15 protein-coding genes and 1 riboswitch are annotated in these 13,774 nt (G+C 58.4%); of the genes, 8 read left to right on the top strand and 7 right to left on the bottom strand.

All coding sequences use genetic code 11. The annotated features are described in order from the left end of the window. Positions 1 to 107: 107 nt before the first annotated feature. Positions 108 to 1,004, top strand: coding sequence for a homocysteine S-methyltransferase family protein (locus Q6A51_RS22800; protein ID WP_201006538.1), 897 nt, complete (start codon positions 108 to 110; stop codon positions 1,002 to 1,004). A gap of 72 nt (positions 1,005 to 1,076) precedes the next feature. Here the strand turns inward: Q6A51_RS22800 and mqo are convergent, their stop codons facing one another. Both mqo and Q6A51_RS22810 read right to left on the bottom strand, forming a co-directional pair. Beyond that, on the bottom strand, positions 1,077 to 2,588 hold the full coding sequence (mqo, locus tag Q6A51_RS22805; protein ID WP_304575791.1) for a malate dehydrogenase (quinone): 1,512 nt from the start codon (positions 2,586 to 2,588) through the stop codon (positions 1,077 to 1,079). 718 nt (positions 2,589 to 3,306) lie between these two features. Beyond that, the gene (locus Q6A51_RS22810) at positions 3,307 to 3,540 is read right to left on the bottom strand and encodes a hypothetical protein (protein WP_201020041.1); all 234 of its coding nucleotides are present in this window, start codon (positions 3,538 to 3,540) and stop codon (positions 3,307 to 3,309) included. Positions 3,541 to 3,702: 162 nt separating this feature from the next. On the opposite strand from Q6A51_RS22810, the gene Q6A51_RS22815 reads away from it, so the two are divergent. After that, complete coding sequence (locus Q6A51_RS22815) at positions 3,703 to 4,287, top strand: YajG family lipoprotein (RefSeq protein WP_201006544.1); 585 nt, start codon at positions 3,703 to 3,705, stop codon at positions 4,285 to 4,287. A gap of 70 nt (positions 4,288 to 4,357) precedes the next feature. Here Q6A51_RS22815 and Q6A51_RS22820 read toward each other — a convergent pair whose 3' ends face one another. After that, a complete protein-coding gene (locus tag Q6A51_RS22820) occupies positions 4,358 to 4,564 on the bottom strand; it encodes a hypothetical protein (RefSeq protein WP_201006546.1) in 207 nt (68 codons plus the stop codon). 122 nt (positions 4,565 to 4,686) lie between these two features. Further along, positions 4,687 to 5,853 (bottom strand): 1-acyl-sn-glycerol-3-phosphate acyltransferase, encoded by a 1,167-nt coding sequence (locus tag Q6A51_RS22825; RefSeq protein ID WP_304575792.1) that lies wholly within the window; start codon positions 5,851 to 5,853, stop codon positions 4,687 to 4,689. 102 nt (positions 5,854 to 5,955) lie between these two features. Between Q6A51_RS22825 and Q6A51_RS22830 the strand changes: the two genes are divergently transcribed. The 4 genes from Q6A51_RS22830 (at position 5,956) to Q6A51_RS22845 (ending at position 8,150) form a co-directional block, all read left to right on the top strand. After that, the gene (locus tag Q6A51_RS22830; RefSeq protein ID WP_304575793.1) at positions 5,956 to 6,138 is read left to right on the top strand and encodes a CPXCG motif-containing cysteine-rich protein; all 183 of its coding nucleotides are present in this window, start codon (positions 5,956 to 5,958) and stop codon (positions 6,136 to 6,138) included. After that, complete coding sequence (locus Q6A51_RS22835; protein ID WP_025258636.1) at positions 6,138 to 6,398, top strand: putative signal transducing protein; 261 nt, start codon at positions 6,138 to 6,140, stop codon at positions 6,396 to 6,398. Before Q6A51_RS22830 ends, Q6A51_RS22835 begins: the two co-directional genes overlap by 1 nt. A 29-nt stretch (positions 6,399 to 6,427) precedes the next feature. Continuing rightward, complete coding sequence (locus Q6A51_RS22840) at positions 6,428 to 7,054, top strand: SOS response-associated peptidase (RefSeq protein WP_304575794.1); 627 nt, start codon at positions 6,428 to 6,430, stop codon at positions 7,052 to 7,054. Between the two features lie 277 nt (positions 7,055 to 7,331). After that, on the top strand, positions 7,332 to 8,150 hold the full coding sequence (locus Q6A51_RS22845) for a M48 family metallopeptidase (RefSeq protein ID WP_304575795.1): 819 nt from the start codon (positions 7,332 to 7,334) through the stop codon (positions 8,148 to 8,150). A 56-nt stretch (positions 8,151 to 8,206) separates the two neighbouring features. On the opposite strand, the gene Q6A51_RS22850 is transcribed toward Q6A51_RS22845, so the two are convergent. The 3 genes from Q6A51_RS22850 to Q6A51_RS22860 form a co-directional block, all read right to left on the bottom strand. Beyond that, positions 8,207 to 8,791: a TMEM165/GDT1 family protein gene (locus Q6A51_RS22850; RefSeq protein WP_201006554.1), complete on the bottom strand. Its 585-nt coding sequence runs from the start codon at positions 8,789 to 8,791 to the stop codon at positions 8,207 to 8,209. A gap of 18 nt (positions 8,792 to 8,809) precedes the next feature. Continuing rightward, a riboswitch (yybP-ykoY riboswitch) is annotated at positions 8,810 to 8,999 on the bottom strand. A 39-nt stretch (positions 9,000 to 9,038) separates the two neighbouring features. Beyond that, on the bottom strand, positions 9,039 to 10,037 hold the full coding sequence (locus Q6A51_RS22855) for a class I SAM-dependent methyltransferase (RefSeq protein WP_304575796.1): 999 nt from the start codon (positions 10,035 to 10,037) through the stop codon (positions 9,039 to 9,041). Between the two features lie 29 nt (positions 10,038 to 10,066). Next, positions 10,067 to 11,032 (bottom strand): 2-hydroxyacid dehydrogenase, encoded by a 966-nt coding sequence (locus Q6A51_RS22860; RefSeq protein WP_304575797.1) that lies wholly within the window; start codon positions 11,030 to 11,032, stop codon positions 10,067 to 10,069. An 83-nt stretch (positions 11,033 to 11,115) separates the two neighbouring features. Between Q6A51_RS22860 and Q6A51_RS22865 the strand changes: the two genes are divergently transcribed. Continuing rightward, positions 11,116 to 11,745, top strand: coding sequence for a LysE family translocator (locus Q6A51_RS22865; protein ID WP_201006560.1), 630 nt, complete (start codon positions 11,116 to 11,118; stop codon positions 11,743 to 11,745). Between the two features lie 116 nt (positions 11,746 to 11,861). Beyond that, positions 11,862 to 13,544, top strand: coding sequence for a fatty acid--CoA ligase (locus tag Q6A51_RS22870; RefSeq protein WP_201020035.1), 1,683 nt, complete (start codon positions 11,862 to 11,864; stop codon positions 13,542 to 13,544). The last annotated feature ends 230 nt before the right edge of the window (positions 13,545 to 13,774 follow it).

Below are 13,774 nucleotides of genomic sequence, written 5' to 3' on the forward strand. Positions count from 1 at the left end.
TATCCCCTGAAAAAATGATTGTAGTTTGTATAAAGCGCCGTATTAAATACGTTATACCGAGCTCATTCCTAATGAGTTTTTTTCATAAAGATATAAGTAGATGGCATATGACTCAGCGCTCGACAGTAATTCTTGACGGCGGCATGGGCCGCGAACTTCAGCGCCGCGGTGCTCCCTTCCGTCAACCCGAGTGGTCGGCCCTTGCCCTGAGCGAGGCGCCGGAAGCGGTGCGTGCCGTACACACCGCCTATATCGACAGTGGCGCGCAGGTTATCACCAGTAATAGCTATGCAGTGGTGCCTTTTCATATTGGTGAAGAGCGCTTTGCTCGCGAAGGCCAGGCCCTGGCTGATCTTGCCGGGCAACTGGCCCGCGAGTCGGCGGATGCTTCAGGTGGACGAGCGAAGGTCGCCGGCTCCCTGCCGCCATTGTTCGGTTCCTATCGCCCGGACCTCTACAAACCTGAACTGGCTGCTGAAGTCCTGAAGCCGCTGGTTGCCGGTCTGGCTCCTCATGTGGACCTGTGGCTGGCCGAGACTCAAAGCTGCATCATCGAAGCACAGACGATCCGTGCCGGATTGCCTGCTGATGGCAAGCCGTTCTGGCTGTCATTCACACTTCAGGACGAAGACACGGACGAAGTTGCGCGCTTGCGCTCTGGCGAGCCTGTCGCCGATGCAGCCCGTGCTGCTGCCGAAATGGGTGTCGCCACGCTGCTGTTCAATTGCAGCCAGCCGGAAGTGATAGGTGCAGCCATCGATGCGGCTCGTGAGGTGTTCAAGTCATTGAATGTCGAGATCGCTATCGGCGCCTATGCCAATGCCTTCCCGCCACAACCCAAGGATGCCAAGGCCAACGATGGTCTGGATGAGCTGCGCTCGGATCTGGACCCCGAAGGCTACCAGCAGTGGGCGGCGGACTGGGTCAAGCGTGGTGCCACGCATATCGGTGGTTGCTGTGGCATTGGCCCGGAGCACATTGCCGTTCTGGCCCGGAGCCTTTAAAGGCACGACCATTCTGAAAAACGAAAAAACCCGTGGCTGAAAGGCTCACGGGTTTTTTTGTGACTCAGGCAATCAGGCGATGCTGCTTTGTTCCTGACTGGCCTTTTCAACCAGCTCCAGGCTCTCGTCGCTCTGGCTGCTGACGCGCTGATACAACTGCGCATCGCTTTCCAGCGCCTTTTCCCGAGCCGGGAATATTTCGTTGAGCTTGGCAGCCCACTCGTTGCGAGCCTTGTCCGGGAAGCAGCGCTCGATCAGTTCCAGCATGATCGATACCGTAACCGATGCTCCCGGCGATGCGCCGAGCAAGGCGGCGAGGGAACCGTCCTGTGCCGCCACCAGTTCGGTACCGAATTGCAGAATGCCGCCTTTCTTGGCGTCTTTCTTGATGATCTGCACGCGCTGGCCGGCGATTTCCAGACGCCAGTCTTCTGCCTTGGCCTCAGGGTAGAAGCGGCGCAGGGACTCCAGACGTTGCTCCATCGATTGCATCACTTCGCTGACCAGATACTTGGTCAGGTCCATGTTGTCGCGGGCAACGGCCAGCATCGGCTTGATGTTGGCAAGGCGTACCGACAGCGGCAGGTCAAGGAACGAGCCGTGCTTGAGGAACTTGGTGGTGAAACCGGCGTATGGCCCGAACAGCAGGGATTTCTTGCCATCGACCACGCGGGTATCCAGGTGCGGAACCGACATGGGTGGTGAACCCACGGCAGCCTGGCTGTAGACCTTGGCCTGATGGTGCTTGACCACTTCCGGGTTGTCACAACGCAGCCACTGGCCGCTGACCGGGAAGCCGCCGAAGCCCTTGCTCTCTTCGATGCCTGACAGTTGCAGCAGCGGCAATGCTGCGCCACCCGCGCCGAGGAATACGAATCTTGCATCGATCTGGCGAGTGCTGCCGCTGTTCACGTCCTTGATGCTGACGGTCCAGCCACTGCCCTTGCGGGTCAGGTCGGTCACGCGCTTGCAGTATTTGACCTGGGCATCGGGAGCGCTGCTCAGGTGAGTGAGCAACTGATTGGTCAACGCGCCGAAGTTCACGTCCGTACCGTTCAGCACCCGAGTGGCGGCAATAGGTTCGTCGGCCGGGCGGCCGGGCATCATCAGTGGCATCCACTCGGCCAGCTTTGCCTTGTCCTCGGTGTACTCCATCGAAGAGAAGGCGTGATGCTTGTGCATCGCTTCGAAACGGGTCTTGAGGAAGGCAATACCGCTCTCGCCCTGAACGAAGCTCAGGTGCGGAACCGAATTGATGAAGGATTTCGACGAGCCGAAGGTACCTTTGCGAGCCAGATAGGCCCAGAACTGCTTCGATACTTCAAACTGTGCGTTGATGTGGACCGCTTTCTTGATATCGATGGAGCCATCGGCCGCGGGCGGCGTGTAGTTCAGCTCGCAGAGACCGGCATGACCGGTACCCGCGTTGTTCCATGGGTTGGAACTTTCCGCAGCGCCGGAATCCATGAGCTCAACGACTTCCAGCTTGAGGCCGGGGTCGAGCTCCTTGAGCAGCACGGCCAAGGTGGCACTCATGATGCCCGCTCCGACCAATACTACGTCGACTGCTTCGTTATGCGCCATTAACGCGTCTCCAAAATCTGCAGCACCAAATTGACGGCATACGTTCCTGAGGCTAGATGCCAGGGGGAAGGGGCGTGGGTAAAAGTTGTGCCCCATGTGTCCTGGCCAGGATCGCCTGTCCGATTCTTCGCAATTTTTCGCATCTAAAGCGCAGGTCCCGGTCAGGCTGAACAAGAGTCTTCATCAAGGATGCATGAACTCATTTTTCAACCCGTTCGGCCATTCGACCATCGTCAAGGCATCACATGCCCGAACGACAGGTCTCAGGCTCCGGTGATGGAGGCGCAGTCGCGTTCAGTCCTGTTCAAAGGGGCCGATTCAGACGCTGATGGTGCATTTACAAACGCGTACCTATTCATTTTGCTCGCCACACTCTTGTGAAGTAGTGAAACCCGTTTTTTCACGCTCTTTTGGAAACGTGAACCAAACCTCAAAAAGGGCTGCGATGGCAGCTCTGGCAGGCCAGCTGCATACAGAGTGAGGCGCTGTCAGGTGCAAAAGGTTCGATATCAATCGAACGATTGAGCACCGTTCATCGCGCACGGCTGTGTGCAAATGACCTGTGTGGGCGGCTCTCTGTGGGCATTACGGAGGAGCTAATACAAGGATTAGCGATGCTGCGAGGCCCGATCAGGAGACGTCCTTATAATCGGGGGGAGATTATAGCGATGAAACGACAGAAATTGATCGTGTTTATGTGACTTTTATCAGGTATTCGTCAGGCCGTGATCAACTGGTGTGGCGCCGGACGTACGCCGTGCTGCGCAACCCGTGCGCTGGAGGGCAGTGGCTGGTTCAGCCAGTTGGCACGTTGTTCGTTGACTTCAACCCAGTCACTGCTCAATGGACGCTCGCTGCAATGCTTGAGTGCGCGGCAAATACCGGACTTGTCCACGAGAGCATAGTGGCGCAATTGGTGGCGCAGGTTGAACAAGGATTGGAAAAGGCCCATGACGTATCTCCTGTGGAGTTGATGGCTTTATCCTGACTGCCCGGCGTTACACCCCGATTACACTCTCGTTGCTGAACCATTGCGATTCTCCAGCGGTCCCATTTTTCGCTGGCATCGCTATACTGCGGCACATTTAGTGTCTGGCCCCCTGGAGAGATGAGCATGTTGCGTCGCCTTTTGTTCGGTTTGCTTGCTGTAAGCAGTTTGACTCTGGTCGGGTGTGCCCATAGCCCGCAGCAACTGAGTCCTCAACCCAAGCTCAATGCGCAGTTCGCGCCGGTAGGTCAGGGGCAGCAGGTTGTCGTGCGTGTCGTGGACGGTCGTCCTGGCCCGACACTGGGAACCCGTGGTGGTCTGTATCCCGAGACCAGCGCAATCAGCGTCAGTGGCGCCGATCTGCTGCCAAAGTTGCAGGCTCAGGCTGAAGCCGCTGTTCGCCTGCTGGGCTTTACCCCGATCTCAAGTGGCGGTAATGCTCCGCAGTTGACCCTGACTCTGGCCGAGCTGAAGTATCAGTCGCCAAAGGAAGGCCTGTATGTGACTGAAGCAACCATCAGCTCTACTTTCCGTGCGGACATCCGCAACAACGGTCGTAGCTACAGCGGCCGTTATGCCGCATCGCTGGATCAGCGTTTCGGCATGGCGCCGAATCAGGAAACCAACACCAAGCTGGTGAGCGATGTGTTGAGTGATGCGCTGACCCGCGTGTTCCAGGACACCACTATCGGTAGCACCCTGGCGCAATAAGTAGTGCTCCAATGAAAAGCCCGGCCCCTTTTTGCAAGGAGCCGGGCTTTTCTGTATCTGGCGACCGGGTTCAGGCGGCTTGCTGATAGAAGTCCAGAAAGCTCAGGCCTGTTTCCAGATCCATGTCCGGAAGGTCGTGATGTTGATGCCCGCCCAGGGCGCAATAGACCAGCCAGTGGCGGTCCTGGACATTGAAGGCCAGTGCGTCGACCAGTTCTTGTTGTTCATCGCTCTGGGCGATCAGGTAGAGGCGATCCTGGTTGTTTGCGTGCAGCATGAACAGCTCCAAAAAAGGGATGGTCATTCCTTGAGGAGCCATACAGTGCACGAGCTGTATGACGTTCAGGTGACACGATACAAAACGGCACCCTATAGGTGCCGTTGTCGTGAAGCGTCGTATCAGAGCGGCAAACCGGCCTTGACCCGATACTGATTGCGCACTGGCGTTGCATATTGCTGCACCAGATAAGGCCGGTGTTCGGCAGGTGCGTCAGCCAGCCTGCTTTCCCACTCGTCTTTGGCACGAGCCAGTTCTTCGGCCGGGAACACGTCGGCCGCCAGTGGCACATCGAGTGCCGGATCGGCATCGGCCCATTGTGCATAAGCCAGGTAATGCACCGGGAACAGCCGGTAGCCACCGAGAATCTGCCGGTCCATTTCGGCGGCCAGCAGTTTGGTGTCCTCGAACGACTCGGTGATCGGCGGCGCGAAGTTCACATGCACACGGCCTTTATAGCCGGTGATACCCAGCGCGATGCTGACATCGTCCTCGCCCGGCGTCTTGGTGTAGCTGCCGGTGGTGGCGCGAATGTACAACTCCCGTGCCTTGGCGTGGTCACATGGGTCGTATTCGTAGCTGATCGATACCGGAATGAGATTCAGTGAGCGGATCACGTCGCTGAAAGGCTCATCCTTGCGGCTCATGTGAAACATCTTGAGGATCGCCGACTCGGTACGGTCATCACCGTCCTTGGCGCGACCTTCGGCCTGGGCGATCCAGATCGACTGGCCATCCTTGGTAATGGAGTGATTGATATACGCCGAAAGCAGTTGATAGGCCGCCATCTTCTCGCGTCGCCCGATAATCGAGCGATGCACGATGAAGCTCTTGTTCAGGCGCATCAGGTCGCTGACAAAAGGCTTCTGCAGCAGGTTGTCGCCAATGGCAATGCGCGGCGTGGGCAGGCCGGCGTGATACACGGCATAGTTGACGAAGGCCGGGTCCATCACGATATCGCGGTGGTTGGCCAGAAACAGGTAGGCCGTGCCGGACTTGAGCAGTTCCACGCCGGTGTAGGTCACACCGTCCGTAGCCCGCTCGATGGTGTGGTCGACGTAGTACTCGACCTTGTCCTGCAATGTGGCGACCGAGTTGATTCCGGCGAACTCACGGCGCAGCTTGCGTGCCAGGGTTGGTTGCAGGAACCAGCCGAATGCACTCGCCAGACGCGGAAAGCGGAATTTGGTCAGGATCGCGAGAAATGCTTTATCGCTCAGCAGACGTGCCAGTACTTCGGGGACTTCTGCATCGTTGTAAGGTCGGATGGCATCGAATTCGCCCATCATGCTCTCTTGTTGGATACGGATAGGGTAAAAAGAAGGCAGGTTGCTCTGGCAGCCTTCAAAAGAATGGGGCAATTATACGCACAACTGACCCCGGAGGCCGCGATGCAGGAATTACAGAGTTATGACTGTCCGTACTGTGGAGAACCGGTGGAGGCCGTGCTGGACTCGTCCGGCGGCGATCAGCAGTACATCGAGGACTGCCCGGTCTGTTGTCGGCCGATCGTATTCGACCTGAGGACCGATGGCGAGGACTGGAGTCTGGACGTTCGCAGTGAGAACGAATGATGCAGAGAATCTACGAGCCTGAAAACCTGATGGAAGGCGAGTTGCTGCAAGGCATGCTTGCCAGTGAAGGGGTCGAAGCGCACCTGGTCGGGCGCGACTTGCTGGGTGGTATGGGCGAGTTGCCGGGACTGGGCTTGCTGGGTATCTCGGTGGATGACGATCAGGTCGAACGCGCGCGGGCGCTGATCACTGCGTACAATGCTGCCTTGCCGTTGTCTGGCGACGAGCCGGACAGTTTTCCTGATGTACTGGTGTGTTGAACACCTCTGAATAGAGTTGCCTGAGCCTCATGTGTGGACGTTATGCCCTGTTTCGCTGGAATCCTGCCTTTGCGGCCTTGCCCGGTTTTCCGGCCGGTCAGCAGCCGCAATGGAATATCTCTCCGGCCGATACGGTGCTGATCATGCGTGCGGCCGAGGGTGAAGGCGAGCTTGAGCTGGCAAGTGCCCGCTGGGGGCTCACGCCGGCGTGGCTGACCGACCTTTCCCGCACGCCCGCTCATGCGCGTGCTGAAACCCTGGCCGAACAGCCGATGTTTCGCGAAGCCTTTCGTCAGCGTCGCTGCCTGGTGCCGGCCAACGGTTTCTACGAATGGCGCGGCACCGCCCGTAAACGCCCGTTCTGGCTGACGCCGGGTGAGGGCTCGGCCCTGTTCTTTGCGGCGGTCTGGGAGGCCTATCCGGTGCAGGGGCATACCTATCTGAGTGTGGCGGTGGTTACCCAGGCTGCGGCCAGCCAACGCCGTCCGCTGATTCTCGATGCTCAGGGCCAGAAAGACTGGCTGGCTGCCGACACGCCACTGCACACCTTGCAGGCGCTGCTTGCCTCTGTGCAGATGCCCCTGCGTGAGAGGCCGCTGGCCAATCTGGTGAACGATCCCAAGCTCAATGCCCCGGAGTGCCTGACGCCGTTGTGACGGCGGCTCACCGGGCAGGCGTCATGCTGATCAGTTGAGGCACACACAAACTTGTAGGAGGCCGCTTGCTGGCGAAAAAGGCCTGAAAGCCGGCAGATACTCTGCGTTTATACGCTGAAGTCGCCAGCAAGCTGCCTCCCATAAGGTGATTTATGATCTTTATGTCCTTGCAGGAACCAACCTGTTACAACGCTGACAAACATGGCTGTTTGCTGCTATCTGGTGCAGAGCCTCTTGTCCGCCTAGGATGACCGCCTCGCTTATAAGGAGAAACACCATGCGTCAGTCATTAGCCCTGTGTGTTCTGGGGGGCGGTTTATTGCTTGGCGGCTGTCAGGCTGTAAACACGACCACCGGTGATTCGGTGGGTGTCGAGCGTAAGCAGTACATGTTCAGCATGCTCTCGACAGATGAAGTCAATAAAATGTACGCCCAGTCCTACAAGGAAACCGTAGGCGAGGCGAGCAGTAAAGGCGTGCTCGATACCACCAGCGCCAATGCCAGGCGGGTGCATGCGATTGCCGACCGCCTGATTGCCCAGGCTCCCAAGCTGCGTCCGGATGCAGCCCAGTGGCAATGGGAAATGAACCTGATCAAGAGCGATGAACTCAATGCCAATTGCGGACCTGGCGGCAAGATCATTTTCTATACCGGCCTGATCGAAAAGCTGAAACTGACCGACGATGAAATCGCGGCGGTCATGGGCCATGAAATCGCTCATGCCCTGCGTGAGCACGGGCGTGAAGCGATGTCGAAAGCCTACGGCGTGGCCATTGCCAAACAAGGCGCGGGAGCCTTGTTGGGGCTTGGGGAAACCGGCATGGCGCTGACCGATACGGTTGTGAACTACAGCCTCACGCTGCCCAACAGCCGCAGCAACGAAAACGAGGCCGACCTGTTGGGCCTGGAGCTGTCGGCGCGAGCGGGTTACAACCCGAACGCTGCGGTGACCCTGTGGCAGAAAATGACCCAGAACGCTGGTGGTTCCCAGCCGGAGTTCATGAGTACTCATCCGGCCTCGGAAAATCGTATTGCCTCCTTGCAGGCTGCGATTCCCAAGGTGATGCCGCTGTACCAGCAAGCCAGCAAATCCTGAGCGGCTGATGGCACAAGAGCGCTGTGGCTTTCGTTGCAGCGCTCTTTTCATCACGATCAGACCCAGCCGCTGACTTGCATGGCCTTGTAGACCGCGACCAGTGCCAGTACGAAGAAGGCGCTGGCGGCCAGACGGCGGATCAGGGTCAGCGGCAGTTTTTCGGCAGCGAAGTTACCGGCCAGTACCACCGGGACGTTAGCGATCAGCATGCCCACGGTGGTGCCGATGATGACCAGCCACAGGTAGGAATACTGCGCGGCAAGCATCACGGTCGCAATTTGCGTCTTGTCACCGATTTCCGCGATGAAGAACGTGATCAGGGTCGTCATGAACGGGCCGAACTTGCGTGCCGTGCTCGCTTCGTCGTCGTCCATCTTGTCGGGAACCAGTGTCCACAGGGCCGTGGCCGTGAAGCTGGCGGCAAGAATCCAGTGCAATACCGCGTCGGAGAAGAAGCTGCTGAACCATGCGCCGACTGCGCCCGCCGCTGCGTGGTTGGCCAGGGTCGCGGCAACAATGCCGGCGATGATGGGCCAGGGCTTGCGAAAGCGGGCGGCGAGAATGAGTGCGAGCAATTGCGTTTTATCGCCAATCTCGGCAAGCGCAACGATTGCAGTGGGTATTAACAGGGATTCCAGCATCAGGGTTCCTAAGGGGCGGGTCGACACGGCTATGACACGTACAACCTCCCCGCCCCGGGTAAGGTGTTCGTGTCATAGGTCTTGTCAAACCACCGATCCGTCTGAGCGGATTCTGGGTCGCACGCACCATGGTCTGAGGACCAAGTATGTTGATGCGTGCCGGACGAGCATGTTGCTCGTGGGAGACTACTCCCCTAGGACGGAGCGGATTCTGCCTTCGCAAAATCCATTCGGCAAGCTCTTATTTTCAAGAACGTTTGGCGCTGTAGATCCGGAAGCCATTTCCCTGAGCCCGGATTTCACACGCGCCGACATGCTCTTCGATCAAGGGCTGATAGCGCAGAAAGCTGTTGGCAACCAGGCGCAGTTCGCCGCCTGATTTCAGATGTTGGCGTGCTTTTCTCAGCAAGGTTTCCGTTGCCAGATAATCGGTATGGACCCCGACATGGAAGGGTGGATTGCTCAGAATCGTGTTCAGACCCATGGGCGCGGCATCGATCCCGTCGCCGGTCAGAATCTGTGCTTCAAGACCATTGGCAGCCAGTGTCAGAGCTGCGCTGGCCGTGGCGAAGGCATCCACATCGAGCATCACGACTTCGTTGTGCGGATAGCGACGTTTTACCGCAGCTCCCAACACGCCCGCACCGCATCCGAAATCCAGCAAGTGGCCGCTGGGGAGCTTGTCGAGGTTCTCCAGCAGCAGGGCCGAGCCGCGATCCAGGCGGCCATGGCTGAATACGCCCGGCAGGCTGATGACTGTGAGCGGGCCGTCTTCGAGTTCGATCTGGTATGGCTTGGCCAGACTTTGCAGTTCAACCGCCTGCGGTGCATTCTCCACGGTGACTTGCCAGAGCTGACAATGGCGGGCGCTGTCGAGTTTGCGGGCTCTGCCCAGCGGGCTCAACTGCTTGGCGGCAGCTTCGATACCGCCGCGCTTCTCACCCACCAGAAACAGCTCGCGCCCCGCCAGTCGCGAGGAGAGGGCGTTGAGCAGGTATTCCGTCAGGTCGCGTGCCTTGGGCAGAAACAGCACGGCTGCCTCGAAGGCTTCCTGTGGTGCATCTACGCCGAAATGCGTGCGCCCGGCGAATCGGGCATCCAGTGCAGTCTGATCGCCTGCATGCCAGCACCATCCGCGAGCGTTCGGCAGCTTCCCCAGCAAGTCGTCGGCTGGCAAACCGGCCAGCAGCAACGAGCCTTGAAAGAGTTCAGCCTGTCGAAGTAACACTTCACTGCGCGGGTCCATGTTTTCGCTCCTGAAAAAAGGGGCGAATTCTAGCTGACTACCCGCTTCGGCGCCCCTGCAAAAAATGCCTGGGCGTTCTCGATGACCTGGCTGACGATGCGTTGACGAGCCTCCCGCGCGCCCCAGGCGCTGTGCGGGGTAATGATCAGGCGTGGAATGTCATCCGCCAATAGCGGATTGCCCGCGACGGGCGGCTCCACACTCAGCACGTCTGACGCGGCACCGCCCAGATGACCATTGCGCAAGGCATCGGCCAAGGCCTGCTCGTCGATCAAGCCGCCGCGAGCGGTGTTGACCACCAGTGCCTGAGGTTTGAGCAGCTGTAATTCCCGGGCGCCGATCATGTTGCGGGTGTGTTCATTGAGCGGGCAATGCAGCGTCAGGGCGTCGATTTGCGGCAGCAATTCTTCAAGCGGCAGACGATCCGGGCGAGCAGGGCGGCCGGGAATCTGCCCCAGCAAGACGCGCATGCCGAAAGCTTCTGCCAGCCTGGCCACCGCGCCACCCAGTTCGCCATGGCCCAGCAGGCCGAGGGTTTTGCCTTCAAGCTCGACAATGGGGAAATCCAGCAGGCAGAACTGGGAGGATTTTTGCCAGAGGCCCTGTTGCACGGCCTTCTGGTAATCGGGCAGTCGTGTGGCCAGAGCCAGCAGCAACAGCAAGGTGTGTTGTGCCACTGACGGGGTGCCATAGCCTTGGCAGTTGCAGACCGTGACACCGTGTTCGCGGGCAGAAACCAGGTCCACGTTGTTGGTGCCGGTCGCGGTAACCAGCACCAGTTTCAAGTCGGGACATGCTGCGAACGTGTCGGCATCGAGCACGATCTTGTTGCTGATTGCCGCGTGTGCGCCCTTGAGTCGATCGATCACCTGATCCGGCGCGGTGCTGTCATGCAACACGAGTTCACCGAAGCTTTCACGCAATGCGCCGAGGTCCAGATCCCCAAGGTCCAGGGACGTGTGATCGAGGAAAACTGCTTTGCCCGGATTGCTCATCAGCTGTACCTTTTTTGTAATAAGTTGAAAGAGTAATGTTGCGAGCCTATCAGCAAATGCTCGCCAATATTTCTGGAGGCCCCATGTACTGGGCAGAATTTCTTACCGTTGCCTTGATCCACTTGCTTGCCGTCGCCAGCCCCGGGCCAGACTTTGCGGTGGTGGTGCGTGAAAGCGTCACTCATGGTCGCAAGGCCGGTATCTGGTCTGCATTGGGCGTGGGGTCGGCGATTTTCGTGCATGTCGGGTATTCGCTGCTGGGGATCGGCATCATCGTTTCTCAATCCATCGTGCTGTTCAATGCGCTCAAATGGGCCGCAGCCGCTTATCTCTTGTACATCGGTATCAAGGCCCTTCGCGCCAAGCCAGCCGTTGTGGGAGATGACCCGGTCAAATCGGTTGCGCAGCAAAGAACCGCGCGTGGCGCCTATGCCAGCGGCTTCGTGACCAATGGCCTGAATCCTAAGGCAACGCTGTTTTTCCTGTCGCTGTTCACCGTGGTCATCAACCCTCATACGCCCTTGCTGGTTCAGGGTGGTTATGGCGTTTACCTGGCGGTTGCGACAGCGATCTGGTTCTGCCTTGTGGCCTGTCTGTTCAGCCAGGCTCGGGTGCGCGCCGGCTTTGCCCGTATGGGGCACTGGTTTGACCGGGTCATGGGCGGCGTGCTGGTGGCGCTGGGCATGAAGCTGGCGTTGACCGAGGTACGTTGAGTTTCGTGACACGTTACCTTGTCGGCAAATCGTCCCTTTGGCTGATTTGGCTGGCGGACTAGAGCGCTAGAGTCCATATTTCAAGCTTCGCCTGTGAACTTTGAAAAGGGACTCATATGTTACAGACTCGCGTTCTTCCGCCAGCCGATGGCGCCTATCAGTACCCTCTGTTGATAAAGGGGCTGCTGTTGTCCGGCAGCCGCTACGAAAAAACGCGCGAAATCGTTTACCGCGATACTGTCCGCTACACCTACCCGACCCTCAACGAGCGTATCCGCCGACTGGCCAACGTACTGACGGCAGCTGGCGTGAAGGCGGGCGATACGGTGGCTGTCATGGATTGGGACAGCCACCGTTATCTGGAGTGCATGTTTGCGATCCCCATGATCGGTGCGGTGGTACACACCATCAACATACGGCTTTCGCCCGAGCAGATCGTTTACACCATGAATCATGCCGAAGACCGGTTCGTGCTGGTCAACAGTGAGTTCGTCGGTCTTTATCAGGCCATTGCCGGGCACTTGACCACTGTGGACAAGACGCTGCTGCTCACGGACCTGCCGGAGAAGACCGCCGAGTTGCCGAATCTGGTCGGGGAATACGAAGAGCTGCTGGCTGCGGCGAGCCCCCACTACGATTTCGAGGATTTCGACGAAAACTCGGTCGCCACAACCTTCTACACCACCGGCACTACGGGCAACCCCAAAGGCGTGTATTTCACCCATCGCCAACTGGTTCTGCACACCCTGGGCGTCGCGACGATCATGGGCAGTGTCGAAAACGAACGCTTGCTGGGTTCCAGCGATGTGTACATGCCGATTACCCCGATGTTTCACGTGCATGCCTGGGGCATGCCGTATGCAGCAACCATGCTCGGCTTGAAGCAGGTGTATCCGGGGCGCTACGACCCCGAGTTGCTGGTGGAGCTGTGGCGCAAGGAGAAGGTGACGTTCTCCCATTGCGTACCGACCATCATGCAGATGTTGCTGCACTCCAAGTCAGCCAAGGATACGGATTTCGGCGGCTGGAAAATCATCATTGGTGGCAGCTCACTGACTCGCAGCCTGTATCTGGCCGCCAAGGCCAAGGGCATTCAGCTCACCGCTGCCTATGGCATGTCCGAGACCGGGCCGCTGATTTCCGTTGCGCACATGAACGAAGAACTGAGCGCAGGTTCCGAAGACGATCGCATCACCTACCGCATCAAGGCTGGTGTGCCGGGCATGCTGGTGGAAGCTGCCATTGTCGATGAAGACGGAAACTTCCTGCCTGCCGATGGTGAAACCCAGGGCGAACTGGTGCTGCGCGCACCCTGGCTGACCGAGAGTTATTTCCGCGAGCCGCAAAAAGGCGCCGAGCTATGGGCGGGAGGCTGGCTGCACACTGGCGATGTGGCGACCCTGGACGACATGGGTTTCATCGATATCCGCGACCGCATCAAGGACGTGATCAAGACGGGCGGCGAGTGGGTATCGTCGCTGGAGCTTGAGGACCTGTGCAGTCGACATGCTGCCGTGCGTGAAGTCGCAGTGGTGGGGATTGCCGATCCGCAGTGGGGCGAACGGCCTTTTGCATTGCTGGTGGTTCACGAAGGGCAGAGCATTGATGCCCGGATACTGAAGGAGCATCTCAGCCCATTTGTCGAGCAGGGCCATATCAACAAGTGGGCAATACCAAGCCAGATTGCGATTGTTACTGAAATTCCCAAGACCAGTGTCGGCAAGCTCGACAAAAAGCGCATGCGTCTGGATATCGTTGAATGGCAGAGCAGTAACAGTGCTCTTCTGTCGACGCTTTAAGCACGTCGGATAAATCCCTTACCGCCTGACCGCATGCTGTGCTCATCGAGCACGGCATGCGTCTGCGTCGGCAATAAATCCAGCACTTGCCAAATTATCGAATCAAGCCATCCTGCCTGCCAACCTGTTACTCAGCCTTGTCGTAACAGGCATTCCAGAGGCGTTGATGCTTGCAAATCACACTTTAGAGGGATCAAGCAGCAGGGCGTGCTGGATATAGTCGGGACAGG

Source organism: Pseudomonas serbiensis (genome assembly GCF_030580745.1).
Lineage (GTDB): Bacteria > Pseudomonadota > Gammaproteobacteria > Pseudomonadales > Pseudomonadaceae > Aquipseudomonas > Aquipseudomonas serbiensis.

Excerpts from the sequence above, each read along its gene's own strand:
- Q6A51_RS22850 (WP_201006554.1), bottom strand. The coding sequence starts at position 8,791 with ATGCTGGAATCCCTGTTAATACCCACTGCAATCGTTGCGCTTGCCGAG.
- Q6A51_RS22810 (WP_201020041.1), bottom strand. The coding sequence starts at position 3,540 with ATGGGCCTTTTCCAATCCTTGTTCAACCTGCGCCACCAATTGCGCCAC.
- Q6A51_RS22870 (WP_201020035.1), top strand. The coding sequence starts at position 11,862 with ATGTTACAGACTCGCGTTCTTCCGCCAGCCGATGGCGCCTATCAGTAC.
- mqo (WP_304575791.1), bottom strand. The coding sequence starts at position 2,588 with ATGGCGCATAACGAAGCAGTCGACGTAGTATTGGTCGGAGCGGGCATC.
- Q6A51_RS22815 (WP_201006544.1), top strand. The coding sequence starts at position 3,703 with ATGTTGCGTCGCCTTTTGTTCGGTTTGCTTGCTGTAAGCAGTTTGACT.
- Q6A51_RS22860 (WP_304575797.1), bottom strand. The coding sequence starts at position 11,032 with ATGAGCAATCCGGGCAAAGCAGTTTTCCTCGATCACACGTCCCTGGAC.
- Q6A51_RS22845 (WP_304575795.1), top strand. The coding sequence starts at position 7,332 with ATGCGTCAGTCATTAGCCCTGTGTGTTCTGGGGGGCGGTTTATTGCTT.
- Q6A51_RS22800 (WP_201006538.1), top strand. The coding sequence starts at position 108 with ATGACTCAGCGCTCGACAGTAATTCTTGACGGCGGCATGGGCCGCGAA.
- Q6A51_RS22840 (WP_304575794.1), top strand. The coding sequence starts at position 6,428 with ATGTGTGGACGTTATGCCCTGTTTCGCTGGAATCCTGCCTTTGCGGCC.
- Q6A51_RS22865 (WP_201006560.1), top strand. The coding sequence starts at position 11,116 with ATGTACTGGGCAGAATTTCTTACCGTTGCCTTGATCCACTTGCTTGCC.
- Q6A51_RS22820 (WP_201006546.1), bottom strand. The coding sequence starts at position 4,564 with ATGCTGCACGCAAACAACCAGGATCGCCTCTACCTGATCGCCCAGAGC.
- Q6A51_RS22855 (WP_304575796.1), bottom strand. The coding sequence starts at position 10,037 with ATGGACCCGCGCAGTGAAGTGTTACTTCGACAGGCTGAACTCTTTCAA.
- Q6A51_RS22825 (WP_304575792.1), bottom strand. The coding sequence starts at position 5,853 with ATGATGGGCGAATTCGATGCCATCCGACCTTACAACGATGCAGAAGTC.
- Q6A51_RS22830 (WP_304575793.1), top strand. The coding sequence starts at position 5,956 with ATGCAGGAATTACAGAGTTATGACTGTCCGTACTGTGGAGAACCGGTG.
- Q6A51_RS22835 (WP_025258636.1), top strand. The coding sequence starts at position 6,138 with ATGCAGAGAATCTACGAGCCTGAAAACCTGATGGAAGGCGAGTTGCTG.